Origin of the sequence: Enterococcus sp. CWB-B31 (assembly GCF_020567645.1) — a bacterium.
Lineage (GTDB): Bacteria > Bacillota > Bacilli > Lactobacillales > Enterococcaceae > Enterococcus_L.
The window spans coordinates 21,049-46,688 of sequence record NZ_JAJDJW010000003.1; the positions used below are offsets into that span (position 1 = coordinate 21,049).

General features: G+C 37.7%; 18 protein-coding genes and 1 pseudogene. 16 read left to right on the forward strand and 3 right to left on the reverse strand.

The window, feature by feature from the left end:
* Positions 1 to 143 precede the first annotated feature (143 nt).
* From LI954_RS04315 to LI954_RS04370, 12 genes are all read left to right on the forward strand, one after another.
* Positions 144 to 1,112, forward strand: coding sequence for an ABC transporter permease (locus LI954_RS04315; RefSeq protein ID WP_202068552.1), 969 nt, complete (start codon positions 144 to 146; stop codon positions 1,110 to 1,112).
* A gap of 57 nt (positions 1,113 to 1,169) precedes the next feature.
* Positions 1,170 to 2,192 carry a sugar ABC transporter substrate-binding protein gene (locus LI954_RS04320; RefSeq protein WP_229443761.1) on the forward strand — a complete coding sequence of 341 codons (1,023 nt, stop codon included), beginning with the start codon at positions 1,170 to 1,172 and terminating at the stop codon, positions 2,190 to 2,192.
* Between the two features lie 677 nt (positions 2,193 to 2,869).
* On the forward strand, positions 2,870 to 4,822 hold the full coding sequence (locus tag LI954_RS04325) for an alpha-glucuronidase (RefSeq protein WP_229443763.1): 1,953 nt from the start codon (positions 2,870 to 2,872) through the stop codon (positions 4,820 to 4,822).
* Positions 4,823 to 4,834: 12 nt separating this feature from the next.
* Entirely contained in the window at positions 4,835 to 6,001 is a 1,167-nt protein-coding gene (locus LI954_RS04330; protein WP_202068555.1) for a GDSL-type esterase/lipase family protein, read from the forward strand.
* A gap of 18 nt (positions 6,002 to 6,019) precedes the next feature.
* Positions 6,020 to 7,345, forward strand: a complete 1,326-nt coding sequence (locus LI954_RS04335) for an ABC transporter substrate-binding protein (RefSeq protein ID WP_229443765.1) — start codon at positions 6,020 to 6,022, stop codon at positions 7,343 to 7,345.
* Between the two features lie 380 nt (positions 7,346 to 7,725).
* Complete coding sequence (locus LI954_RS04340; protein WP_202068559.1) at positions 7,726 to 8,610, forward strand: carbohydrate ABC transporter permease; 885 nt, start codon at positions 7,726 to 7,728, stop codon at positions 8,608 to 8,610.
* The gene (locus LI954_RS04345) at positions 8,611 to 9,486 is read left to right on the forward strand and encodes a carbohydrate ABC transporter permease (protein ID WP_202068561.1); all 876 of its coding nucleotides are present in this window, start codon (positions 8,611 to 8,613) and stop codon (positions 9,484 to 9,486) included.
* A gap of 11 nt (positions 9,487 to 9,497) precedes the next feature.
* Positions 9,498 to 10,181, forward strand: coding sequence for a hypothetical protein (locus tag LI954_RS04350; RefSeq protein WP_202068563.1), 684 nt, complete (start codon positions 9,498 to 9,500; stop codon positions 10,179 to 10,181).
* Between the two features lie 257 nt (positions 10,182 to 10,438).
* Positions 10,439 to 11,857: a glucuronate isomerase gene (gene uxaC / locus LI954_RS04355; protein WP_202068568.1), complete on the forward strand. Its 1,419-nt coding sequence runs from the start codon at positions 10,439 to 10,441 to the stop codon at positions 11,855 to 11,857.
* A gap of 241 nt (positions 11,858 to 12,098) precedes the next feature.
* Positions 12,099 to 13,595 carry a xylulokinase gene (gene xylB / locus LI954_RS04360; RefSeq protein ID WP_229443767.1) on the forward strand — a complete coding sequence of 499 codons (1,497 nt, stop codon included), beginning with the start codon at positions 12,099 to 12,101 and terminating at the stop codon, positions 13,593 to 13,595.
* A gap of 234 nt (positions 13,596 to 13,829) precedes the next feature.
* The gene (locus LI954_RS04365) at positions 13,830 to 15,953 is read left to right on the forward strand and encodes a glycoside hydrolase family 3 C-terminal domain-containing protein (protein ID WP_229443769.1); all 2,124 of its coding nucleotides are present in this window, start codon (positions 13,830 to 13,832) and stop codon (positions 15,951 to 15,953) included.
* Positions 15,954 to 16,300: 347 nt separating this feature from the next.
* The gene (locus tag LI954_RS04370) at positions 16,301 to 17,938 is read left to right on the forward strand and encodes a glycoside hydrolase family 43 protein (RefSeq protein ID WP_229443905.1); all 1,638 of its coding nucleotides are present in this window, start codon (positions 16,301 to 16,303) and stop codon (positions 17,936 to 17,938) included.
* 557 nt (positions 17,939 to 18,495) lie between these two features.
* Here LI954_RS04370 and LI954_RS04375 read toward each other — a convergent pair.
* Positions 18,496 to 18,603 (reverse strand): annotated as a pseudogene (locus LI954_RS04375) (helix-turn-helix domain-containing protein); the annotation flags it as partial.
* A gap of 226 nt (positions 18,604 to 18,829) precedes the next feature.
* On the opposite strand from LI954_RS04375, the gene LI954_RS04380 reads away from it, so the two are divergent.
* A complete protein-coding gene (locus tag LI954_RS04380; protein ID WP_229443771.1) occupies positions 18,830 to 19,249 on the forward strand; it encodes a YbaN family protein in 420 nt (139 codons plus the stop codon).
* A gap of 82 nt (positions 19,250 to 19,331) precedes the next feature.
* On the opposite strand, the gene LI954_RS04385 is transcribed toward LI954_RS04380, so the two are convergent.
* Positions 19,332 to 20,057 (reverse strand): LytR/AlgR family response regulator transcription factor, encoded by a 726-nt coding sequence (locus tag LI954_RS04385; RefSeq protein WP_202068572.1) that lies wholly within the window; start codon positions 20,055 to 20,057, stop codon positions 19,332 to 19,334.
* Positions 20,058 to 21,371 (reverse strand): GHKL domain-containing protein, encoded by a 1,314-nt coding sequence (locus tag LI954_RS04390; RefSeq protein ID WP_229443772.1) that lies wholly within the window; start codon positions 21,369 to 21,371, stop codon positions 20,058 to 20,060.
* Positions 21,372 to 22,407: 1,036 nt separating this feature from the next.
* Between LI954_RS04390 and LI954_RS04395 the strand changes: the two genes are divergently transcribed.
* From LI954_RS04395 to LI954_RS04405, 3 genes are all read left to right on the forward strand, one after another.
* Positions 22,408 to 24,579 carry a hypothetical protein gene (locus LI954_RS04395; protein ID WP_229443774.1) on the forward strand — a complete coding sequence of 724 codons (2,172 nt, stop codon included), beginning with the start codon at positions 22,408 to 22,410 and terminating at the stop codon, positions 24,577 to 24,579.
* Between the two features lie 64 nt (positions 24,580 to 24,643).
* Entirely contained in the window at positions 24,644 to 25,069 is a 426-nt protein-coding gene (locus tag LI954_RS04400; protein ID WP_229443776.1) for a hypothetical protein, read from the forward strand.
* 136 nt (positions 25,070 to 25,205) lie between these two features.
* A complete protein-coding gene (locus LI954_RS04405; protein ID WP_229443778.1) occupies positions 25,206 to 25,640 on the forward strand; it encodes a J domain-containing protein in 435 nt (144 codons plus the stop codon).

Sequence of the window (25,640 nt, forward strand, 5' to 3'; positions counted from 1 at the left end):
GTGTTCGATTTGCTATCTAAGATAACATAATGAGATTATTACAATAAGGGGCGAAAACAGGTTATGAATCCTTGTATATCAAGGATTTGGAGGTTTTAGGTGAATATATTTTGAATTACCTAAAGAATGGGGGAGATAGAAATATGGAAAAAAGAACGAAAAGCATAGATATAAAATCTCTTTTTATGAATTATTCAGTCTATCTGGTATTGGTATCTCTGGTGATTTTTTTCTCAGTTGCGAATGGTGATTTTTTGAGTACATACAATGTTGAGAATTTTTTACAACAGATTCCGCCTGTAGGTATTTTGACTGTTGCTTATGCCATGATTTTGATTTGTGGTTATGTTGATTTATCAATTGGTTATGTGGGAATGGCTGCTGGAATGGTTGGTTTATATGCGTCTAACAGTGGCTTGCCGGCACCGGTTGTAATTTGTATTTCGCTGCTGGTTGGGGCGATATTAGGGACAATGAATGCTCTTTTGATTAAGAAATTTGATTTGCCGTCCTTTATTTTAACATTAGGGACAAGCTATGTGATTAAAGGGATGCTGGGCTTTTTTACGGATGAACAGTTCATCGGCTCGGATAAAGAATGGTTTAATAAATTAGCTAAAATGCCAATTGGTACAGAGATGGTTAAAAGTAATGCCCTAATCTTTGTTATCATTATTGTAGTTTTTGTTTTTGTAATGAAAAATACACGTCTCGGAAAATATACTTATGCTGTTGGGTCAAATCCCGAAGCTGCTCGATTATCGGGAATTAATACGGATTTGCATATTGTTAAAATTTTTATCATTGAAGGAATGTTAGCAGCGGTTGCAGGGCTGTTGATTGTTTCAAATCTAAATGGTGGCGCTTCAAAAGATGCAAATGGATTGGATCTCTTTGCAATGGCAGCCGCTATTATGGGGGGAACATCTTTTAGTGGTGGAATTGGGACAATCGGAGGTGCGGTTGCAGGTATTTTAACGTTACAGGTATTCAAAAACGGGTTAACACTTATGGGCGTTAATTCTTTCTTACAGGATACGGTGACAGGACTGGTGATCATTTTGGCTATTATCATAGATTACCTGAAACGCAGAGCAAGTCGACAATCTTAATTATAGCAATTAGTACTAGCTACTTTAAAAAATAGAAAATAAGGGAGATTGAAACGAATGTTTAAAAAAGGAAAAGTACTATTAACTGGGATGATGGTTGCAACATTGTTATTGGCTGCTGGGTGCGGCAAGGGAAGTTCTGCAAGCGAAGAAAGTGAAAAGACATTGTATTTTATTCCAATCGTTGATACAGGAGCTTACTGGAATCCAATGAAAAAAGGTGCAGAAGATGCAGCAAAAGAATTAGGCTATACATTGGTAACGAAAACTTCTCCATCAGCTGAGCCTAGTAAAAAAGAAAAGCATATTGGATTTGTTAAAGAAGCAACGGCAAAAAATGTTGCCGGAATTGCTATTGCACCGATTGAGAAAAAGGCCTTTGTTGATCCGATCAAAGCGGCTATGGATAAAGATATTCCTGTAATAACTTTTGACGCAGATTTGGAGAACTCAGAAGATCGAACTGCTTATGTTGGAACAGATAATGTATCTGCTGGGAAGGAATTAGGAAAACAAGCGGCAGAAGAGATGAAAGAAAAAGGAATTACAAGCGGTTCTATCGCTATCGTTTGTGTAGACGTCGCTCAGCCGACTATGATTGACCGTGAAAAAGGATTAAAAGAAGGCTTTGAAGAAGTTTATGGTTCAGATGCAAAGAATTTTAAATTTTTAGCTACTATCCAAGACAACGATCAACCTTCTGAATCTAAGAAACAGTTGGAAGGCTATATTTCTGCAAATAAGGATCTGGTGACAGTATTTTCATTGGGCTCTGAGGGTCCAGATGTAGGTGTGATGAGTGCTATTGAATCACAAAGTAAATCTGGAAAAATTCTTCATTATGGATTTGATTATACAGATACTTGGTTAAAAGGAATTGACGATGGTCGGATTACAGCAATTGTTGATCAGGATGCGTATCAAATTGGATACCAGGTGATAGAAAATCTGGTGAAAACAATTGATGGCGAAACTATCGATCCAACTATTCCAATTGATGTGAAATATGTTCCAGCAGCAGAATTAGAGGCTTATGGAAAAGAAAAGAGTAATATAAAAACAGATTCTGTTGAAGATTAACTATAAATAGTACTATTAGCAGAATATGTTAAAGAAAAAGAATATTGAAAAGATACTTCCTAGATTTACAAGCTTTGGAAAATTGGAATAAATGGCGAGACAGAAGTAAAAAGCTTTTTGTTGTCTGCGATTACTAGGTGCAGTTAGGAACTTACCCGTGCACCGAGTAATTGCAGAGGCAACTTCTTTGATAATAAACCGAAATTGTTGAGAATCACTAGTATATAAAAATAGCTGTTTCTTCGTGGGACATTCGTCACAGGCCAGGTTATATACAAGTACTTCTGCGACTGCTCGAAGCATAGCAGTTAGTCCCCTATGGGCTATGATGAATAATACCTGCGTGGGTACTGAAAAGTTGTAAAGCTTCAAGTAGGAACAAACTCCCTCGCATCTGCGGTTTTCATGTTATTGCGATTTCGATGTATGTAATTAGCATGTGTATCTGCGGTTCTCATACATTGCGATCCTCGATACATGCCGTCTAGTTCCTGCAAGGCATCCTACAAGGTATTCTCCGGGACTTTCTGCAATTCTTCTTGTCATTTTTGTAAATTTCGGTTTATTACTGAGAAATACAGTGAGGTACGAGCTGATCTTGAATAGTACCTGCTGGGTGTTTGAAGCTGAATGCTTCTGTCCCGACCTCTAGGAAAGAAGTGGAAGGTAAGGTTAATATGCGTGATAAGTGTTGGCTGCGAAAAAAAATAATGGATTCAACATTGACATCTTTTAAAATAGAAAGTAAAGACAAAATAACTGAAACAATTATTTATGAAATGAATGAATTGTTTCCAAACTGTAAACGAAGTGACCATCCGTCAGCTTCATTACAGTTTCAGTTGATAACGGACAACGCATTAGGCACAGAAGGATTTGAGATTTTAAGAAAAGAGAAGAGTCTCATCATTCAAGGAAATACAACGAAAGGATTGTTATATGGATTGTTTCGTCTGTATCAAGAATTCCTTGGAGGAAGTCGTTTAGATAAAGGGATTCGCTCAGTTCCAGATCAAGCGATTCGAATGCTGAATCATTGGGATAATTTTGATGGTTCAGTTGAACGTGGTTATGCTGGGAGATCCATCTTTTATGAGGATAATCAGTTCCGAAAGAATTTTGATACACTTCGAGAGTATGGACGACTTTTAGCATCAATTGGAATTAATGCGATATCTATTAATAATGTGAATGTCCATAAACGAGAAACTTATTTTATCACAGAAATACATTTAAGTGATATTAAAGAGATTGCTGATATTTTTCAGCAATATGGAATAAGTACGTATTTAAGTGTCAATTTTGCTGCACCGATCACAATTGGCGGCTTAAAGACTGCGGACCCTGTAGATAAAGCAGTTGAGAAGTTTTGGAAAGATACAGCACGTAGTATTTACTCCATTATTCCAGACTTCGGCGGATTTGTTGTGAAAGCGGATTCCGAAGGGGAGCCAGGACCATTTGTTTATGGTCGTGATCATGATGATGGTGCGAATATGTTGGCGCGTGCATTGAAACCTTATGGGGGCTTAGTTATTTGGCGTTGCTTTGTTTACAATTGTCTGCAGGACTGGCGCGATCGAAGTATTGACCGAGCTAAAGCAGCATATGATAACTTTATGAAGCTTGATGGAAAATTTGAGAGTAATGTCATTTTACAGATTAAGAATGGACCCATTGACTTTCAAGTTCGAGAACCTGTTTCTCCACTTTTTGGTGCATTAAAACAGACTAATCAAATTTTAGAGTTTCAGGTTACGCAGGAGTATACAGGCCAGCAGAAGCATCTTTGCTATTTATTGCCGATGTGGAAAGAAGTGCTTGATTTTGATACGAAATATCCGGTAAAACATTCGTTTGTTAAGAATATTTTATGTAATCAATCACCAAATACGAAATATTCTGGTGTTGCAGCTGTAGTGAATGTTGGCATAGATGATAATTGGACAGGACACAAATTGGCACAAGCAAATCTTTTTGGTTACGGTCGATTGATTTGGGATAATCAGCTTTCTTCTGAAACAATTGCAGATGAATGGTTGTCGTTGACATTTGATCTGGATACTGCCAAACAAGAAATGCTGGCAGATATTCTACTGACTTCATATCAAACATATGAAAATTACACAGCACCACTAGGTATCGGATTTATGGTCCGCCCAAATCATCATTATGGACCTGATGTTGATGGTTATGAATATGATCGATGGGGAACCTATCACTTTGCTGATCGTAATGGTATTGGGGTCAATCGTACATTAAAAGATGGAACCGGATACACACGCCAATACTCAGATAAACGATTTGAAGAATATGAAGATCTTGCTGCTTGCCCGGATGAGCTGGCACTGTTTTTCCATCATTTGCCATATGAACATGTTCTTCAAAGCGGCAAAACAGTTATTCAGCATATCTATGATACGCATTTTGAAGGCTATGAAAAAGTAGAGGAGTATATCAGAGTTTGGGAGCAGCTGAAACCTCATTTGGATGAAGCAAGCTATCAAAATGTTGCAGAGCGGCTGCAGGAGCAAAAGCGTTCGGCACGTGACTGGAAGGATCAAATTAACACTTATTTTTATCGTAAAAGCGGAGTACCGGATGATTTTAACCGGCAGATTTATTCTTAGAGAGGTTTATGTATGAAGTGGTCAAATGTCTGGAGCTACACTCAGCAGGATTATCGCTCATGGCCGTCAGAAATCGAGAATCAATTACAAGTCATACGTATTCGCTCAAATCATCATACAAAGAGTTTGAAGCTTCGTTTTTCTAATGAATACGGACAAGAAAATCTAATTTTAGAGCGGGTAAGCATTTGCCAAGTAGATTCAAAAACCTTGAAACGCGGGGAAAGAAAAATAGTTACAGTTAACTGTCAGGAAAAGATTTCTATTTTTCCAGCTGCTCAGTTAATTAGTGATGAAATTCAACTGGAACTTAATCCAGGCACCATCCTTGAAATTGAGACGGTTGTTAAAGAGAGAACAATTTTACGGAGCGGAACGGTATCTTATTCCAGAAGAGAACTGGCAGTTTCTAATTACCGGCTGAAAGACGGTAAAAAAGAATATGTTGAACAACAAACGCTTTTCCGAATGGTGAAAGAAAATGAGCGAATGTTTTATATTTATGGAATTAGCGGACTCGATTTTTTGGTGGAAGATACAGCAAAGACAATTGTTGCTTTTGGTGATTCGCTGACTCAGCAGGGTTTTTGGGTGGATGCTCTTAAAACACGCTTTTTTCGGTCCGGCATGCATGAGCTTGCAGTATTGAATCGAGGAATTGGCGGAAGTCGTGTTCTCAAGGGACAAAATCCGGAAAACGATAGATACACACGTCATGGGAACGCTGGACTTTTTAGATTTGAAAGAGAAGTGTTTATGTATGGAGCAGTGGATGTCGTGATCTGTCTTCATGGAATTAATGACATCATCTCCCGACATGATGGAACAGGAGAATATTCTTATACCTTGGAAGAACTGAAGAGTGGAATAGGTCAATATGCGGCTTTTGCTCATCAGCATGGAGCTAAGGTAATCGTTGGGACATTAACACCGCTGGGCCAGTCACTGTTTTACAGTGATGATCTTGAAAAAGAACGACAAAAAATAAATACATGGATTCGACGAAATAAAGATTTTGATGGCATTGCAGATTTTGATTTTGCAGTGATGGATTTGGAACAAAATCATAGGCTCCAACTGACCTTTGATAGTGGTGATGGTCTTCATTTATCTGATCTGGGTGGACAGAAACTAGCTGAAACAATAGATTTATCTTATATCAATTCAATTATTAAATAATGAAAAGGAGTAAATAAAATGAGAAGATGGCAAAAAAGAGTACTTACGGTTATTTCATTGCTTTCAGTTGCTGTACTTGCAACAGGCTGTAATGCAGGGAAAAAAAAGGCAGATACGGAAAAAAAAGAAGGAGCAATTGAAATCAGTTTCAGCTGGTGGGGAAATGATGACCGGCATAAGGCAACTCAAGATATGATTGCAAATTTTGAGAAGGAACATCCTGACATCACCGTTAAAGGAGAACCAAGCGGATTTGGCGATTTAGATCAAGTATTTACAACACGTTATGCAGGAAATACTTTAGCAGATATTACTACGCTGATGTATAACTGGGTACCTCAATTTGGGCAAAATGACGGATTTTATGATTTAAGCACAATTGATAGTCTGGATTTATCAACATATGACGAAGAATTTTTGAAGTTTGGGCAAGTGGACGGCAAGCAAGTCGCTGTACCTTATGGAGAAAATACACTTGTGATGTATCTGAATAAATCTGCATATGAGCGTAATGGTATTGATATTGAGACGCTTAAAACATGGGATGACTATGCCGAGGCAGCAAAAAAGCTACCTGAAGGATCATTTTGTATTGCTTCGCCAACCTGGCGTTTCCCTGTAACGGTCTGGTTGCAGCAAAAAACAGGAAAAGCTGAATTTGATGAAAAAGGGAATATGAATTGGACAGAGCAGGATTATCTGGATGCTATGACTTGGTATAAAGAAATGGCTGATGCTCGTGTGTTTGTTTCCCGCAAAGATTATCTTGAAAATGTTGGAACTGAGCCTGTCTCTTTAGCTACAAATAAAAAATGGTTAGAGGGCGAATACGGCGGCGGTATTGGTTGGAATGCTGGTATTACATCAGATTATGAATCCTTGAAAGAGATTGGTGATGAACTGGTGATTGTTGATTATCCGATTGCCGAAGGCGGCAAAGAAGTAAATCTGTTATCAAAACCTTCTCTGCTGTTTTCAGTGAAAAAGGATGAAGAGAATCCTGAAGAGGTCGGAATATTCTTGAATGATTTTCTTAATGGAAAAAAAGCAAATGAAATTTTAGGCTTATCACGCGGGGTTCCGGCATCTAAAGTAGCAGTTGAAGAATTAATTGCAGATGGTCAATTAACTGGTTTTATGAAAGATGGTTACGAGTATGCACAGGAAGCTGTGAAAATCAGCGAAACACCTTTCTACGAAGATGGTACATTGACTACAATCTATACAAATGAGATTGAGGCAGTAGAGCTTGGAAAAACAGATTTAAAGACCGCTGCTAATAATGTGTATACGAAAACGAAAGAGCAAGCAGCTAAACTTGCTAAAGACTATAAACTGCAATAATTAAGTACAAGAAGAAACGAGGTTGGGACAAAAGCGATCAGCTCCGAGAATTAAGAAGGAATATCCGAAAATTGTCAAGGAACACTATTCATAGAATGAATAGCTGTGAATTGATACACTACGCTGTGCTTCGATCACATCAACTTCTACGTATGAAACATACTAGAGTTGAAGGACCTGGAGTTTCTCATATTTTCAGGATAGTTCGGCTTAATTCCGAAGGAGTTGCTCCTGCGGTTACTCGTCGCAAAAAGAATTTTTGCTTTTGTACCACCGTTTATTCGGGGTTAGATAGGAAGAAAGTTTGAAATTTTATTTCTGTCCCACTCTCGTTATATACAAATCTTTTTGAATCTCATAATATTGAAAGGAGTGCAAGTATGAAAAGGAAAAAAACGGGATTGCTCTATATAACACCTTGGCTGATTGGTTTTTTAATATTAACCATTTGGCCTATTATTTCTTCATTTTATTATGCATTAACTGATTATTCTCTTGCCAGAGTTGGACAAACACCTGAATTTTTAGGATTACAAAATTATATCAATCTATTCAGGGATCAAACCTTCATTGAATCATTGAAGGCTACGTTAATTTATACTGTTTTTACTGTACCATTCCAGTTAGGGTTCGCATTATTTGTTGCGTTTATTTTAAACTTCAAATTGAAAGGAATTAATTTTTATCGAACAGCATATTATATTCCTTCGATTTTAGGTGGAAATATTGCGATAGGAGTTCTTTGGCGATCTATGTTTCAACCTAAAGGACTGGTGAATATATTTTTAGGAACATTCGGTGTTCAGCCGATTGACTGGTTATCCACTCCTACGGGGGCAATGACGGTGTTGATTATTTTAAAAATTTGGCAATTTGGTTCCTCCATGCTGATTTTTTTAGCTGCGTTAAAGGAAATTCCTCAGGACTTATATGAATCAGCAGGACTTGATGGGGCTTCAAAATTTACTCAGTTCTATAAAATAACCATGCCGCTAATTACCCCAACTATTTTTTTCAACTTGGTCATGCAATTGAATAATGCATTTCAAGAATTTAATGGTCCATTTATTGTTACTGGGAGAGGACCTCTTAATTCAACCTATCTTACATCAATGTTCATTTATGATAAAGCCTTTAAAGAATTTGATATGGGATATGCAAGTGCTGCTAGTTGGGTCCTATTTGCACTCATTGTTTGCTCAACGATCATTGTATTCGCCAGTCAAAAGAAATGGGTCTATTACTCTGATGGAGGTGGAAAATAAATGGAGGTTACACCAAGTTTAGCAGAAAAGAAACGGGCACAGAAACAGCTGATACAATCAATTGTCAGGTATGTTATTTTGACAACAGTAGCAATTGTCATGTTATATCCGATTCTTTGGATGATCGGGGCTACTTTTAAAACGAATAATGAAATATTTACTTCAATTGGATTCATTCCCAGAAGAATAGATTTCCAGGCATACATTGATGGATGGAACACAAAAGGGGATTATACCTTCACTTTATATTTTATCAATACATTTAAATATGTTATTCCTAAAATTTTGTTTACGTTGATCTCTGCAACAGTTACAGCCTATGGTTTTGCACGGTTTGATTTTCCTTTTAAAAAAGTTTTGTTTTCATTGTTGATGGCAACGATGTTTTTACCACAAGTAGTTACACGAATTCCTTTATATTTGTTTTGGAAAAATCTTGGTATGCTGGATACATACATTCCGCTTATTGCAAATTCATTTTTTGGACAAGAGCCATTTTTTGTTTTTATGATGATCCAGTTTTTCCGCTCAATTCCAAGAGATTTAGATGAAGCAGCGACTGTTGATGGCTGTAATTCTTTTGATATTCTTTGGCGAATATTAGTTCCGGCATTAAAACCAGCATTAATATCCTGTGTTATTTTTCAGTTTGTCTGGACGTTTAGTGATTTTCTTGGTCCTTTAATTTATATTACTTCTCAGGATAAGTACCCAGTATCGCTTGCTTTAAAACTAAATGTTGATCCATCAACGAATACGCCATGGAATCAGGTGTTTGCAATGTCTCTTATTTCATTATTGCCGGCAATTATCTTATTCTTCAGTGCACAGAAATATTTTGTTGAAGGTGTTACTTCGTCTGGAATTAAAGGATAGGAGATAAATCAATGTTTAATCATCAGTTTGATTTTATTACTGATTGGACCGTTTCAGCTGTTCAATTCAGTTATCGATTATTGGTTCAGAACACGTATTTCATACTCTCGAATAGCTTATTTTTAATTCTGTTGCTGTTTCTTCGTTTGACGATGAATAATTTTGTTTTTTTCATTGTTCCAATCTTTTTTTTGTTAGCTAGTTTTTCTGCTCAGTTTAAATCTATTCAAGAAAGCAAAGAGGACACAATTTCAATTGGAAGATACATTTCTTTGTATAAGGAAGTTTTAAAAAATGGTTGGCAAACTTTCTTGGTCTATACATTTTTTATCGTACTCATAGTGCTGGATCTGAGGATATTATTTGTTGCAAATTTAACAATGATGATGTATCTGTTGATCATTGTAGGCTGTTTCTTGTTAAGCAGCATGTTCTTTGTCTTAGTTATTTCAACAGATACACGGGTAAAAGCAATTTCTTTAAAGCGAAGATTGGTCTGGTCATTGTTTATCAGCTGCCGATTGCCTCTGGTAACGTTAGTGAATTTTCTTTATGTACTGCTGGCTATTTTTTTCCTTCAAAACTTTTCATTGGCTTATCTATGTTTTTTAGGAGGAGCAGTAAACTATTATGTGTATTTAAATGTGAATCGACGCTTTTCAATAGACTTGTTTTTTGAACAAATGAATCGATAGCAGAAGCAGGGCACACAAAAGTTGAACTTGTTTTAACTGGTGCTGACGGGTGTGGTTTTTAGTTTGGGAAAAACAGATTTTTGTAATTTCAAAGGTGATCAGTGCTGAAGTTGGATTGTTTTTCAATAAGTTCAAATTGAAAAACAACTCTGTTTATTCGGATTTTAATAAGGTTGACGTACTGTCAATGTCTCTGAGTAATTGAGTTTTTAACGAAAGTATTTGTCGGAAGAAAGGGGAGAAGGAGTACGTCTGTTATGTTTATTCATCATGATTTTTTATTGCAAACAGAATTAGCAAAAAAGCTTTATCATGAAAGTGCTGAACATCTGCCGATTATTGATTATCATTGTCATTTGGAGCCTCAAATGATTGCAGAAAATACAAGGTTTCTTTCAATTACAGAATTATGGTTAGGTGGAGATCATTATAAGTGGCGCGCCATGCGCGCTTGCGGAATCGACGAGAGGTATATCACAGGAGACAGCAGCGACTGGGAAAAATTCCAAGCGTGGGCTCAGACAGTGGAGCGTTTGTTAGGCAATGCATTATATCATTGGACCCATTTGGAATTGAAGCAGTATTTTGGTATTACAGAGCTTTTAAATACACGAACAGCCGAACAGATATACAACAGTTGCAATGAGTATCTGGCTGCTCATGAAGTCACTGCACAGTCTTTAATTATAGAGTCAAATGTTCAATATATTGGAACGACAGATGATATTTTAAGCGACTTGAGTTTTCATCAAGTAATTGCTGCATCCGATCTTCCTTGTACGGTAGCGCCAAGCTTTCGACCAGATCCGATCCTTGGGATTGAGAAAGCCGGATTTTCAAAATATATTCATAGGATAGACAAACAAACAAAGACACAGCTGACGACTTTTGAGGCAGTGGTGAAGTTTTTAGAAAAAAGGATTGACTATTTCCATAAGCATGGAGGCACGATTAGTGATCATGGGTTTACAGCATTCGTCTATGCTGAAGCAAGTGAGGAGGAACTGGATGCTATTTTGCAAAAAGCCTTGGCTGATCTGCCGTTATCTACCCTTGAAATTGCTCAATGGCAAGGACAGTTGCTGCATGCCTTAGGGAAAATCTATCATCGCTATGGTTGGGTCATGCAGCTGCATTTTGGGGCAGTACGTAGTGCAAATACCCGATTGTTTAATAGGGCAGGTCCAGATAGTGGCGGAGATTCTATTTATGATCAAGCGGAGCTTGCATGCCCATTAAACCAATTGTTGGACAGTCTGGATAAAACGAATCAACTGCCTAAAACAATTTTATATAATTTAAACCCCAATCAAAACGACCTTATTGCTGCAACAGCCGCTAATTTTCAAATGAATGATCATGGCATAAAAAGTCGAGTACAGTTTGGAGCTGGCTGGTGGTTTAATGACACCTATCGAGGAATGATCAATCAAATGGAGGCTTTGGCTGATGGAGGCATTCTAATGAACTTTCTTGGAATGCTGACGGATTCAAGAAGTTTCTTAAGCTATTCTCGGCATCATTATTTTCGGCGGATTTTAGCCAATTATTTAGCTGAAAAGGTTGAAGCAGGTATTTACCCAAATGATTATCATTTATTAACTCAAATGATTCAGGAAATTAGTTTTCTGAATGCAGAGACCTATTTTAATTTAAGAAAGCGGATTGAAGACTGAATGGAATTACTAAGATAGATGTATAAAAGTAGTAGTATGGGTTCTGGAAGAGTACCCGGAAATAGTTTGGGAGATTTAGGAGACACCACTTAACGTGTCAAAATACTTGAATTTCACCACCTTCATAGGAAAAAAATACAATAATAAAAAATATAAAGCTCAGCTGAATGTGCAGAGTTACCCTTAGAGGCTTAAAAAGTGAAGGCTTTATAAAAAAATAAACATAGAGAAGGAGAGCCAAATGAGTTACGTACTAGGATTAGATTTAGGAACCAGTTCTATTAAAGGATTGTTAATGAATAAAGCAGGTCAGATAGTGACTTCAAAGGTGTGTGGTTATCCTTTGGAAACACCTAAACTGGGCTATAGTGAACAGGATCCAAAATGTTGGTTGGAAGCAACAAAGAGTGTTTTACAGGAAATGCTGTATGAGGTGCCTGATATGGCTGAAAAGCTGGAAGGAATCAGCTTTTCAGGACAAATGCACAGCTTGGTTTTAGTTGACGGGGCAGGTGAGGTCCTACGAAATGCCATTTTGTGGAATGATGTTCGAACAACAGAACAATGTCGGAAGATTATGACGAAAATGGGAGAAAAGGTTCTTAAAATCACAAAAAATATTGCTTTAGAAGGATTTACATTGCCAAAAATTCTTTGGGTTCAGGAAAATGAACCGGATATTTGGGCAAAGGCGAAAAAATTTATGCTGCCGAAGGATTATCTTGCTTATTATTTAACTGGGGCGATTCAAATGGATTATTCAGATGCAGCCGGTACTCTTTTACTGGATATTGAATCCAAAAATTGGTCAGAAGAAATGTTGACTGCTTTCGGCTTATCTGGAGACTTTATGCCCGCTCTTATTTCTTCATCGGGCTTTCGAGGAAAGCTGTTGCCGGAGCTTCAAGAAACCTTTGGATTTAAGCAAGAGGTTAAAATTTTTGGTGGTGGAGCGGACAATGCTTGTGCAGCACTTGGTGCAGGAATTGTATCAGAGAATATCGGAATGGCCTCAATTGGTACTTCAGGTGTGTTTTTAAGCTATGAAAAGAATGCCGAAAAAGATTATCAGGGTAAGCTTCATTTATTCAACCATGTGATTGAGAATGCCTGCTACTCGATGGGGGTTACGTTAGCAGCAGGTGATAGCTTAAATTGGTTCAAAACAACATTTGCACCTGAGCTTTCGTTTGATGAACTTTTAAAGGAAGTTGATACTGTTGTGCCCGGGAGTGATGGCTTGCTGTTTACCCCATATATTGTTGGTGAGCGAACGCCGCATGTGGATAGTAAGATTCGCGGTAGTTTTATTGGCATTGACACCCACCATCAGTTGAAGCATTTTGCCCGTAGTGTTTTGGAGGGAATCACGTTCTCTTTACGTGATTCACAGAAGTTGATGGAGCATGTTGCAGGTAAAAACTTTACCAAAATTGTTTCTGTTGGCGGCGGGGCTAAAAATAAAGCTTGGTTGCAAATGCAGGCAGATGTCTTTAATACAACGGTTGTAAATCTAACTGCTGAACAAGGTCCCGGACTGGGCGCTGCAATGTTGGCAGCACTAGGCTGTAATTGGTTTGATACAGCGGAAGAGTGTGCAGCTGCTTTTGTTCACTATAAGGATGAATATCAGCCAATTCCAGAAAATGTTCAAAAATACAAGAAAGTCTATGCTATTTATAAGGATGTTTATAATGCAACAGCAGATTTAACGCATCGTTTACAGACAATCTTATAATATTTTTAAATGAATAAATAAAATTTTTGAAGAAGCTGTTCACTAGGGCGTGTCTGAAAAGTTAGTGGCATTCGAATTTTTCAGTGATTTTTGTTGAAATCAAGGAAGAAAATACAGCTTATGTGGTTCATAAGCGAGTATTTATGACGAGGAGTTCGATAAAAATCATCAAACTATTCGCTGCTTGAGTTTTCAGACACACCCTAATAATATAGGATGAAGGAGGCAAATTTTTTGATCTCACGAGAAGATGCACGAGTGCTTGCAAAAGAAATTGTGCAGGAAATGACGATTGCAGAAAAAATAGATCAGATAAATTTTCGAGCACCAGCTATTCCTCGCTTATCTATTAAAGAGTACAATTATTGGAATGAAGGGCTTCACGGTGTTGCCAGAGCAGGTGTGGCAACTGTTTTTCCTCAAGCGATCGGGCTGGCTGCCGCTTTTGATGAGAAGCTGTTGCAGGATGTTGCAGAAGTTATTTCTATTGAAGGTCGTGCGAAATATAATGAATTCGCCGCTTTAGAGGATCGAGATATCTATAAAGGGCTGACGTACTGGTCGCCTAACCTTAATTTATTTCGCGATCCACGCTGGGGGAGAGGGCAGGAGACCTATGGTGAGGATCCTTTATTAATTGCCCGATTAGGCAAAGCATTTATTCAAGGGTTGCAAGGAGACGGTGCTTATTTACGTTTGGCAGCGTGTGCTAAGCATTTTGCTGTGCATAGCGGACCAGAGAAAGATCGTCACTCCTTTAATGCTGAAGCAAGTTTGAAGGATTTGAATGAATTCTATTTACCGGCATTCCAAGCAGCAGTTGAGGAAGCTGACGTTGAAAGTGTCATGGGAAGCTACAATGCGATTAATGGTATACCTGCATGTGTCAATCAGACCTTTCTTCAGAAAATTTTGCGCCAGCAATGGCATTTTGACGGACATGTTGTGTCAGATTATGCTGCGTTGGAGGATGTGCACGAACAGCATCATTACACAAAATCAGCCAATGAAACAATGGCTTTGGCAATAAAAGCAGGCTGTCATTTATGTGCAGGAGAAATATCAGATGCGCTGTTTGAAGCGCTGAGCCGTGGTTTGGTTACAGAAGAGGAGATTACACAAGCGGTTGTTTCCTTGTATACAACACGTGTGCGTTTGGGTATGTTTGATGAGGACTGTGAATTTAATGCTGTCCCATATGAAATCAATGACTCTCCCAAGCATCAGGAAGTAAATCTTGAAGCAGCGCAGCGGGCGATGGTTTTATTAAAAAATGATCATTTTCTGCCAATGGACAAAAAGGAATTGACAAGTGTTGCAGTGATTGGTCCAAATGCAGCCAATCAGCTTGTTTTGAGCGGTAATTATTTTGGTACAGCTTCTAAATACCACACATTTTTATCGGGTATTCAAGACGAATTAGCGGACTCAGCACGTGTTTATTATGCTTTAGGCAGTCATTTATTTAGAGACCATGCAGAATCAGGACTTTCAAAACCGAATGAACGTGAATCAGAGGCGTTAATCGCAGCCAAATACTCAGATGCAGCCATCCTTTGCTTAGGATTAGATCCAACGATCGAAGGCGAACAGGGAGATAGCGGGAATGTTTATGGAGCTGGCGATAAAGATAGTTTATCTTTGCCTCCTCCGCAAAAACGGTTATTAACCCGTATTTTAGAACAAGGTAAGCCTGTGGTAGTTATTTTGTCTTCAGGCAGTGCGTTAAGTTTGGATGGTCTGGAGGAGCATCCACTAGTCAAAGCCGTAATTCAAACGTGGTATCCGGGTAGTTTTGGCGGCAAAGCATTGGCCGACATTCTATTTGGTCATATCAGTCCAAGCGGCAAGCTGCCCGTTACGTTTTATCAGGACAGCTGTGAACTGCCGGATTTTAAAGATTATGCAATGGACAATCGAACGTATCAAAATACTGAAGCACGGGTGAACTATCCTTTTGGCTATGGTTTAAATTACGGAAATAGTCAAATAACAAATGTTGAGCTGACAATATCTGATCGTATTCAGTTGACGATGGAGCTTGAAAATAACTCTGATTGGAGCATTGAAGAGGTTTTACAGATTTATGTTCAAATTCATGGTTCTTCATATGCTCCAAGGCATTGGAAATTAGTAGATTTTAAACGAATTCAACTGGCTGGTAGCGCCAATCATACATTGGTTGTTGAGCTGGAAAAAAATTGTTTGCAGGTTGTGAATGAACAGGGGCAACGGATTTTTGATGGTGAGCGTGTGACTTTCCATATTGGATTTTCGCAGCCGGATGAGCATTCTCAACGTCTGACAGGGAAAAAAGTAATCAGTCAAACGACCTTGTTATCAGAAATAACAGGCTAAGAATGGAATGAACCTGTGTCAATTATTGCTATTTGTAGGAAATTTATCGGAAATAACGGTTTCTTTCGATGGAAAAGTCATTTTGTTAACGCTGCCCGTTAGTTAATGAAACGTGAATGGATAGAAATGATCGGAATAATCAACAGATTTAAAAATATCATACCGCATAATTATCATTACAGAAATTTTTAAAGAGTCAGTTGATTGAGACCTGCCAACAAATGGAAAATTATTCTGTGCTATCTGATCTGCTGCTAAAGGATGAATGGCATTTCTTTTTAGGAGAGGATCGATTACTGGTCTCATTGATGATTTCGGAAATACTTACTCAAGGAGCTGAACTTATTATGAAAATTAAAAATCCTGTTCTGCCAGGCTTCAATGCTGATCCATCTATTATCCGTGTTGAGGACACTTATTATATTGCAAATTCAACGTTTGAATGGTTCCCTGGTGTTCGTTTGCACGAATCCAAGGACTTGGTTCATTGGAATTTATTGCCATCCCCTCTTTCGACAACCACGTTATTGGATATGAAGGGCAACCCTTCATCTGGTGGTATTTGGGCACCTGATTTATCATATGCTGATGGGAAATTTTGGCTTGTTTATACAGATGTTAAGGTTGTTGAAGGTGCCTTTAAGGATATGACGAATTATTTAACGACGGCAACAGATATCAGAGGACCATGGTCTGATCCGATTAAGCTGAATGGTGTTGGTTTTGATGCATCATTGTTCCATGATGACAATGGTCGAAAATATCTGGTTCAGCAAACATGGGATCATCGTGAGTACCGTCATCCTTTTGACGGCATCACCTTAACAGAATTTGATGTAACGACGATGAAATTAGAACCCAAGACAGCTCGAACGATTTATCAGGGAACAGAGGTGAAGCTTGTTGAAGGACCTCATATCTATAAAATTAATGGCTACTATTATCTTTTTGCTGCAGAAGGAGGGACAGTATTTACCCATCAGGAAGTTGTGGCACGTTCTAAAACATTGGATGCTCTTTCTTTTGAAACAGAGCCGAATGGTCCATTTATTACGAATTTCGATACACCAGCCTCTTATTTACAAAAACAAGGACATGGTGCTTTAGTAGACACACCAAGTGGAGAATGGTATTATGCTTCGCTTGTTTCACGTCCATGGCATCACCCGAATGAATCAGTAACCGATCCTCGCGGCTGGTCAACATTAGGTAGAGAAACATCCATTCAAAAAGTGGAATGGGACAGTGATGGATGGCCGCGAATTGTGGGCGGACATGGCGGAACAACCTATGTAGACGCACCAAAGGACGCACAACTGACCGAAGCACCAAAGGATCACTCACAGTATGACACGTTTGAGCAGTCAACGCTGGATTTGAACTGGAATACTTTGCGGGTACCCTTTTCAAAAGAGATGGGAACCATTGGAAACGGTGAACTGCAGCTGATTGGGCGAGGAAGTCTGACAAACAGCCACGAAACTTCCATGATTGCTCGTCGCTGGCAGGCCTTTTATTTTGATGCAACAACCAAGGTGAAATTTGAGCCATTTTCTTACCAGCAAATGGCAGGCATGACTAATTACTATAACCATAATCATTGGTCATTTGTTTTTGTAACATGGAATGAAATCAATGGTGCAGTTATAGAGGTTGCTGAAAATAATCGCGGACACTATACCTCATATTTGAAAGAGGCGGCGGTTAAAATTCCGGAAGGTACGCAGTATGTTTGGTTCAAGACAAAAGTTCGTAAGGAAAGTTACAGCTATGCGTACTCCTTTGATGGACAAAATTGGCAAGATCTGCCGGTCACATTGGATGCAGCTGTTTTATCAGATGATTATGTTTTACAAACGTATGGCGGGTTCTTTACCGGAGCGTTTGTTGGACTGGCAGCAGTTGATTATTCCGGCTATGAAACGACAGCTGTCTTTGATTATTTTGATTATCAGGAATATGGTGATGAGGCAAGCTCTGTTTAATAATAAAGGCTGAAGAGAAGATTCTCTATTATTACAGAAAATTATTTGGCTAATCCAGATGGATGTTAAATAAAAGTACTGAACTATAATCATTCAGAGAAGCACGATAGAATAACCCGAATGAGTTCATTTTGGAGGAGGAAATTTTTTCATGTACAAGCAGCTCAGGATTTATTAGATGCAGGTGAAATGAAAATAGGGATTATATGTGGTAGAGATTTTTGGCTAGAATTTAATTGATGAGTTATATTATGAATTAGAGAACCGATTACTCATCGTGATGATAAAAATAGATGGTCATTTGACGAAGGAATTAGTCGCTTCCATATCGGAATCGGCTAATTTTTTCATTGGAATCGGCAAACAGCTGTTACTTGTTTGGTTGAGATATTTAAAGCTCAGGGGTTTTAAATAGTGACGTTAATAATTACAGGAAAGAGCTGTGCTCCTGCGATTACTCATCGCAGGAAGAAGCTTTGTCACGATTTCTTTTCATCATAATTACTAATCATTAAATGATAGTTTATTCGGGTTGGGTATCACAAATCAAATAATAATTATTTCACATCAATATAACTGTATAAGGTATATTTTGAGATATTGAAAAAGTCGGCGACGTTATCATCTGATTTTGTAACTAAGAAAGCCCCTTTTTCATTTAGAAAGTCGTTGTCTGAAGAGTAACTTTTATTTGGTTATGCGACTGTATTCCTTTTTGTTCTTATATGCTATACTGGACAGGCGGTTAACTGGAAGTTGAATCATTTGATAATTGTATAGGACAACATGAAGAAAAAATTGGGAGAAGCTGCCGGAGGTATCAATAGAGGCAGACCATTCTGATTTTATTTTTCATGTTTTGATTTCAGGGAAGATAAGGAGTATCATTTTATGAAGAAGACACTTTTCATTGGCTTGGGAGCTATGACTTTGGGTCTGGGAACTCTGGGAATAGTTGTTCCGTTTTTACCGACAACTGTTTTTTATTTACTAACAGCATTTTTTTGGATGAGGAGTTCAGAAAAATTATATGGGCGATTTATTCAGTCTGAACGGTACAAGCAGTATGTGCAGGAGCCGATTGTTAAAAAGAACATTTCTACAAAGAATATGCTCCGTATGTTTATCGCCATTTTTATTGTTTTTTTGATTCCATGTATTTTTGTGGATAGTATAGTGATGCGCATAACCATGGCTTGTGTTTATATTGTCCATGTTGTCGGGTTAACCTGGTATTTAAAGGGGAAGAAAAATAGAAAGACAGACATGAAAACGAATCTGATTAAGATTGATGAGGGGAATAAAAAATAGCAAGCTGTCTCATAGAGTAAATGAAATGCTGCCTGAAGTGAACCTTTGTTAAAGGTCATTTCGGGCAGTATTTATAATAGTATTAGTACATTTGTGAAATTTTCTTATACTGCTGTCTTGAAACCGGACAGGTACAATTGTTTTTCAAATGAAGAATCCGCTGTGATTTATCCAGATAAATCACGTTCAGCCAGTTTACTAAATAAGCTTTATGGCAGCGTATAAATAAAGGTTCTGTTTTTTCAAGATTATTTAAAGTGGAACTGAAATTGAAGGCACCATCTTTTGTATACAATCGGATTCGATGTTTGCCGGGGAGTGTTTCAAAATAAAGGATATCGCTTTTTTTGACATTCAGTGTGGTGAAACGATTTGAAAAACGGATATTTTCATCTGCGCTTTTTTCATTTCGGGTATTCTGAGCATGGAGAATACAGGAAATTAACTGTTCAATAATTTTTTCTTCTGAAGAACTTTTTTCAATAAAATCCAGTGCAAAGGTCCGATAGGAAAATGCTTCTTTTGCCATAGCACCATGTGCAGTAAAAAAAATAATTGTTGCCATTTTGAACTCATGTCGAATTCTTGAGGCTAAAACAAGACCAGCCCGTTCATCTCCGAGTATATTGATGTCCAATAAAAAGATATCTTCCTCTGTAAAAAGCATTTTACTTGCTAGAAGTGATTCAGCAGAATCATAATAGTTCAGACTGGAAAACATCAAACCCATTTGATGCTGCAGTTTACTCAGGATATTGGCAATCCTGTTATGATGATAAAGTTCATCTTCCAAAACAAAAACATTCATTTAACATTTCTCCCCAGATAATATAAATAGAGTCTGCACAAATTTATTGTCAGAAACTGATGTTTTTAAAGTAATATTTGGATAAGCTTCCAAAAGATTATCCACGATAGACAAGCCTAAACCGGAATGTCCGTTTTTCCCTGAAACATACGGATTAGAAAGCTCCTGTACAGCTTCAATTTGAGTATGCAGACTATTGCCTATACTGATTATATGCCCGTTTTCCGTTTCAAGAAAACTAATTTCGATAGTAGAATTATCCATTTTTTCTGCTTCTTCTATCGCATTATCAGTTAAAATTGAAAGCATTCGAATCAAATCAAGCGAATGGATAGCTGCTGTCTCCATATCTGTTTTTACGTGAAGCTTAAGAGTGATATTCTTGTGAATAATTTCTGTAATTTTACTTGAAAGAAGTGATTTAAATTCTGGCTTTAAACAGTTTAGCTTGAAGAATACCGCATGGTTATCGGTCAACTGCTTTTTTGAAGGCAAGATGACTCTTTGATAGACTGTTTTTATTCCGGTAATGTTTTCTTCGTTGATTACCTGCTCTAAGCTTGTAAGAATATTCAGGTAATCGTGGCGAAAGCCTTGAAGGTTAAATAATGACTTTTCCAATTCCATGGTGTATTGTTTCAGCCCTTGTAACTCTATATCGTGAAATTCTTGTTGTTGCTGTTTTTTTAAACTGTTTACTGCCAAATCATGGAGGAGTGACAGCAGGACAAATAGAAAGTAAGCTAAAACCAGTATTCCTGTTCGTTCTATTTCCAATTGAGTGAGTGTCAGATAAAGGTAGAAGCTGACAAAAAGCAAGCTAAATAGGAACAGAGAAAGGTACAGCAGCTGAACTTTAAGAGCAGCCTTTTTAATATCAATGCTTCTTTTCTTCAACCCATCCAGCAATCCGCTATATCTAAAATTATTTTTGAATAAAAATAAGCCTAGCTGACAGAATATGAAACAAACGAATCCATATACCATAAGACTTGGGATGAAAGAAAGCACCTCAATTGATGGTGATACTGATGCGGAAAAAAGTAAAAATAAGAGCAAACCTGAATGCAGCATAGATATTGACTGTACATTTGTATTATTCAGCCAGAACAACTGATACAACAAAAGCGACAGAATAATTAATACAAATGACAGACACTTATCCAGCAGAGAGCCAGGCATCATCGATAGTAAAATCAACCCATACAACAGCAGCAGTAATTGAAACAGACGAAAGGCAGTTTTGTTCAGTGAAGCAACAAAACTGCTTAAGAGAAAAATTATTATAAATAAAGTTCCCAAAAATAGTTTCATCGATTTACCGCTTCAAATTGTCAATAGACAATTCATCCATTCTGGAAAGCTGCCAATAGCTATTTCCTGATTGTTTTTCATTTCCCGGCAAATACAAGACTAAACCTCGTAAATCTTTTTTCATGCTATTTCTCCTTTTTAATTCATTGTTATATATGAAGTTACTGCACCAACAGTAATCCAGATACTTTATTTCTTTTGCTGACGATGAACGCTCTAATGTAACATTTATTCCAAATGAAGACAACAAAGATTAGGGTATGTCTGAAAAGTTAGTGGAATTCGAATTTTTCAGTGATTTTTGTTGAAATCGAGGAAGAAAATACAGCTTGTGCGGTTCATAAGCGAATATTTATGATGATGAGTTCTATAGATACTCACTGCTTAAGTTTTCAGACACACCTTAAATTGCGGACTGAAAATTCAGCTCCTTTTTCAGCATAACTCTGTGAATCAAACAAATTCTGTTTTTTTTCTATATAAAATAACAGAGCTAAAAATTTTTCTTCTACTAATAATTCCTAGGATAATTTCTCGAGGAATTCAAGAGTTATTAATACGTTATGCAAAGTTTGGAATAAATTCGATAAAAATTAGTGACTTTTTATTTGATCGAAAATTGTGCATTTTCTGACAAGGTTGCAGAAATCTTCAATATCAAAAAACAGTCCCAAATAAAATTATTCGTTCAATCAGTTGAATGAAAGCAGGAATAATTATTTTAATTTAGAATAATTATTTCGCTGTTTATATTATTATAAATGACATTATATAAAAAATAAACCCGAAAAAAGGCATTTAAGGGTGCTAAAAAGGCACTTAAGGAATTTGGTGAATTTTTTTGAAATCTAAACGGTTGAATTAGCAGCTTTTCCAAAGAAAAAAATCAATCGTTTTTTTCAAAAAAACTTTTTAGGGCATTTGAAATACCTGTTGGGAAATAATGGACATTTTTTGTAATAAATATGATAACCTTCATATATCAAGAGAATAAAGCTATATATTAGAGACAGTTTTATTGATTTGGAGGATAGAAATGAAGATTATTGAACAGACAAACCGAACAATTGATTTTCAGGAGATTAATCCGGAAAAACCGGATCTGCTGACGCTGGTAGGCGAAGTAAAAGGGATGGACAGCTTAAGTGATGACAAAATAAAGGAAATAAATGAGAAGCTGGTTGTAAACAGCTTTGATGAGTTTATGAGTAAGTTTTCACCAACCGTTTATTCGTTTTTTAACAGTGCAAACGGAAAAATTATTTATACGCTGAAAAAACCGGAAGGTGTGCCGGAGGACAGTGTGACAGAAATTCCGATTAATGAAGAAAATGACTTTGTCAAAATGATTATTACAATGCTTGATGCTAAAAATGCGAATGGCCTGAAGAACAGTGATTTCAACTTTGAGAATATTACCACTATGATTTCACCGAAAAAAGTGATGGACGATATCCGGCAGGTGCGAAAAGAAATTCATTATCTTTATGATCAGTATGAAAATCTGGAAGAGGAAGATCCGAAAAAACTGGACGTTGGGGATAAGCTGAATGAGAAGTTTGAACTAGCCTCAAACAACTACAACAACGTTATGGCGATGCTGCCTCTGGCAATTGAAGATATTAAAACCCGTCTGCTTTTGGGACAGCCGGAGGATGGCAGCGAACCGGAACAGGTAACATTGGGTAAACTATCAATGGGCGAAAACGGTGAACTGAAAATCATTGAAGCGCCAAAAGAGCAGTCAACGGAATTGGCTCTTACTGATGGAAGCAATAATCAGGAACTATCTTTATTTTTTACAGAGGACTATGAAGCTGTTTCCGAAGACAGCAGTGAGTATGTGAGAGAGTTGGTTGTCCGTACATTCTGCCCTCTGCCTTTAGATGCACAGACAGAAATCAATTATGAGCTTGAAGTAAACAACTTTAACAACTATTTGAACTTCTATAAAGAATCAAAATCTGATTTCGTGAAAGTAGTCAAACCGCTGATTGAAAAAATAATCGGTGTGAAGCTGTACTTTGATCAGTACCAGTCCAAAGCAAAACAAATGCAGCCAAGTCTGCTGGTTACGAATACAAAACTGGATATGCTGACTAAATCAAGCAATATCATTCGTCTGGAAAAATATTTAAATACAGTGAACAATAAAAATGATTTTACCAATACTGTTTGGCTGGGGATTGCGACGAACGTTGCTCTGTTGGATACAAGCGAAGTGAAGCTGTCCCGTCAGCGCTTTAAAGGAAATACAAAGGTGGAAAAGAACAGCGAGAACTCAATGGAATCCATTGCGATTTTGCTTAATCTGCTGAAAGACTATAATGTTCAGCTGTATTTCAGCTTTGAAACAAGCGAGGAAACGACCTTTGATGATCTGGCGACAAACGGTGTCAGCAAATATATCGATCACTGCAAGCCTTTAATGAAAAAGGATTACAGCGCTTTTGCAGTTCCGTGTTATCCGAACTTTACGATCATTCCTAAAAATAAATCAGGTGTTTTACTCGACAGCAAGATGGTAATAGCGGGAGAGAATGCGGCAATGCTTTCCAAAGAGAAAGAGGACATGATGAAGCTTTGGCTGGAAGGCGTCTATATTGGTGCAGCATATGTGGCTGCCGGTATTACAGCTGCCTGCCAGTGTCCGTCTTATCTGTCCACACACTTTGAACGTGTGCTGAAGGATGGCCCGGGTATTCGATACGATATTGAAGCGAAGGACTACTCACTCCATACCCTGACAACCCTGACAAAAGAAATCAGCGGCTTTACAAATAATGTGAAGAATGAAATTAACCGCACGAATTTTGGTTTTTGTTTTGCTTCAGAAAATGCCAGCTACAAAAATAAAGAAATTAACAACGTAATGGTTTATAAAGCCAGAAGCCTAAACGAAGGTGCAAATGGCTTTGAAGAAACATACAAAACTTTGGTAAGCAGTTATATTGAACGTCTGCTCAGATTCCAGAGTAATGACTTTAAAATGGATAATATTATGCATTTCTTCAGTAACAATCCGGAAAGTACCAGAAGCCGCTGGATGGGACAGAAGGGCTTTGTGAATTCCATTATCCAAGAGGGGGACGACATTGATTATGTGATCAATGAAGAAACCAATCGCTGCCATGTCAATCTGATGTTCAACGGAAATGTGAAAAATCTTGAAGTTGAAATCAACAAAACAGTTAACATGGCCATTTAGTTCCGGTTACTTTAAGAGAGCGATCTCAATAATGTAATAATAAAAATAGAAGGAGTTGAAACAAATGGGTTTCAAACTAACGGTCGATGGACCAGACAAAATTGATTTGGGTATTGAGCATATTTTATCCGTTCAATTTGAAATGGATACACCAAATGATTCAAATGCACGCAGTACAGATGTGGGAACAACATTAGTGATTCGCGGCAAAATTCTTACGGCAATTGGCGGTGAAGCTGCCGACAGTACATTAAGCCTGGCTAAATGGTCAGTAGTACCAGCTGAAGCAGCAGATTCTTATCGTAACCTGGTTATCTCAGTCATCAGTGCAGAGCAGGTAGTACGCCAAATCAATTTCCCAAATGCTTTTGTGGTTGATTACATGGAAGACTTTGGAAACACAGAGGGAATTGGTGAATTCACTTTGCGTGTGAAACAGAAGAAAGATAAGATCAGCAGCGTAAAATTAGAAGGCGGCTACGGAATGTAACCCAGATCGAAATTCAGAGTCATAAAAAAAGCAGTCAGCTTTTCATACACTGATTATCGAAGATGAACGAAGTTTAGAGTCTGGGATTGTACTCTGATCCCAGACTTGTTTTGATTGTTGAAAGGATGAACAGCGATTGAACCATTATCAGATACTTAATCTCTCCCCGCAGGCCAGTCAGGAAGAAATCAAGCAGCAGTACAGAAAGCTGGCAAAAAAACTTCATCCTGACCGAAATCCGGATGACAGAGAAGCGGAGAAAAAGTTTTTACAAATTTCAGAGGCCTATCAGGTATTGGGAGATGAAGAAAAGAGAAAAACATATGATCAGCAGCTTCTCCGATCAGGAAAAAGCAGTCATTCGTCCGCTGCCGAACAGAAGACAGCCAGCCAAACCGCAGCAGGCTTTTCCAGAACAGACAAAGAAAGCCTGTTCCAGGCTGCAGCGAATTTTGAGCAGTTTTTTGGATTTAAGGAGAACGGCAGAAAAATCAACAAGAACTCATCTGAAAAGATGCCGGATGCTTCGATGCTGTTTGAACAATATTTTACAGGAAAAAAGAAAGGGTAG

What these genes read in the sequence shown, in the direction of transcription:
- LI954_RS04315 (WP_202068552.1), top strand. Translation starts at nt 144, where the DNA reads ATGGAAAAAAGAACGAAAAGCATAGATATAAAATCTCTTTTTATGAAT.
- LI954_RS04320 (WP_229443761.1), top strand. Translation starts at nt 1,170, where the DNA reads ATGTTTAAAAAAGGAAAAGTACTATTAACTGGGATGATGGTTGCAACA.
- LI954_RS04325 (WP_229443763.1), top strand. Translation starts at nt 2,870, where the DNA reads ATGCGTGATAAGTGTTGGCTGCGAAAAAAAATAATGGATTCAACATTG.
- LI954_RS04330 (WP_202068555.1), top strand. Translation starts at nt 4,835, where the DNA reads ATGAAGTGGTCAAATGTCTGGAGCTACACTCAGCAGGATTATCGCTCA.
- LI954_RS04335 (WP_229443765.1), top strand. Translation starts at nt 6,020, where the DNA reads ATGAGAAGATGGCAAAAAAGAGTACTTACGGTTATTTCATTGCTTTCA.
- LI954_RS04340 (WP_202068559.1), top strand. Translation starts at nt 7,726, where the DNA reads ATGAAAAGGAAAAAAACGGGATTGCTCTATATAACACCTTGGCTGATT.
- LI954_RS04345 (WP_202068561.1), top strand. Translation starts at nt 8,611, where the DNA reads ATGGAGGTTACACCAAGTTTAGCAGAAAAGAAACGGGCACAGAAACAG.
- LI954_RS04350 (WP_202068563.1), top strand. Translation starts at nt 9,498, where the DNA reads ATGTTTAATCATCAGTTTGATTTTATTACTGATTGGACCGTTTCAGCT.
- uxaC (WP_202068568.1), top strand. Translation starts at nt 10,439, where the DNA reads ATGTTTATTCATCATGATTTTTTATTGCAAACAGAATTAGCAAAAAAG.
- xylB (WP_229443767.1), top strand. Translation starts at nt 12,099, where the DNA reads ATGAGTTACGTACTAGGATTAGATTTAGGAACCAGTTCTATTAAAGGA.
- LI954_RS04370 (WP_229443905.1), top strand. Translation starts at nt 16,301, where the DNA reads ATGAAAATTAAAAATCCTGTTCTGCCAGGCTTCAATGCTGATCCATCT.
- LI954_RS04380 (WP_229443771.1), top strand. Translation starts at nt 18,830, where the DNA reads ATGAAGAAGACACTTTTCATTGGCTTGGGAGCTATGACTTTGGGTCTG.
- LI954_RS04385 (WP_202068572.1), bottom strand. Translation starts at nt 20,057, where the DNA reads ATGAATGTTTTTGTTTTGGAAGATGAACTTTATCATCATAACAGGATT.
- LI954_RS04390 (WP_229443772.1), bottom strand. Translation starts at nt 21,371, where the DNA reads ATGAAACTATTTTTGGGAACTTTATTTATAATAATTTTTCTCTTAAGC.
- LI954_RS04395 (WP_229443774.1), top strand. Translation starts at nt 22,408, where the DNA reads ATGAAGATTATTGAACAGACAAACCGAACAATTGATTTTCAGGAGATT.
- LI954_RS04400 (WP_229443776.1), top strand. Translation starts at nt 24,644, where the DNA reads ATGGGTTTCAAACTAACGGTCGATGGACCAGACAAAATTGATTTGGGT.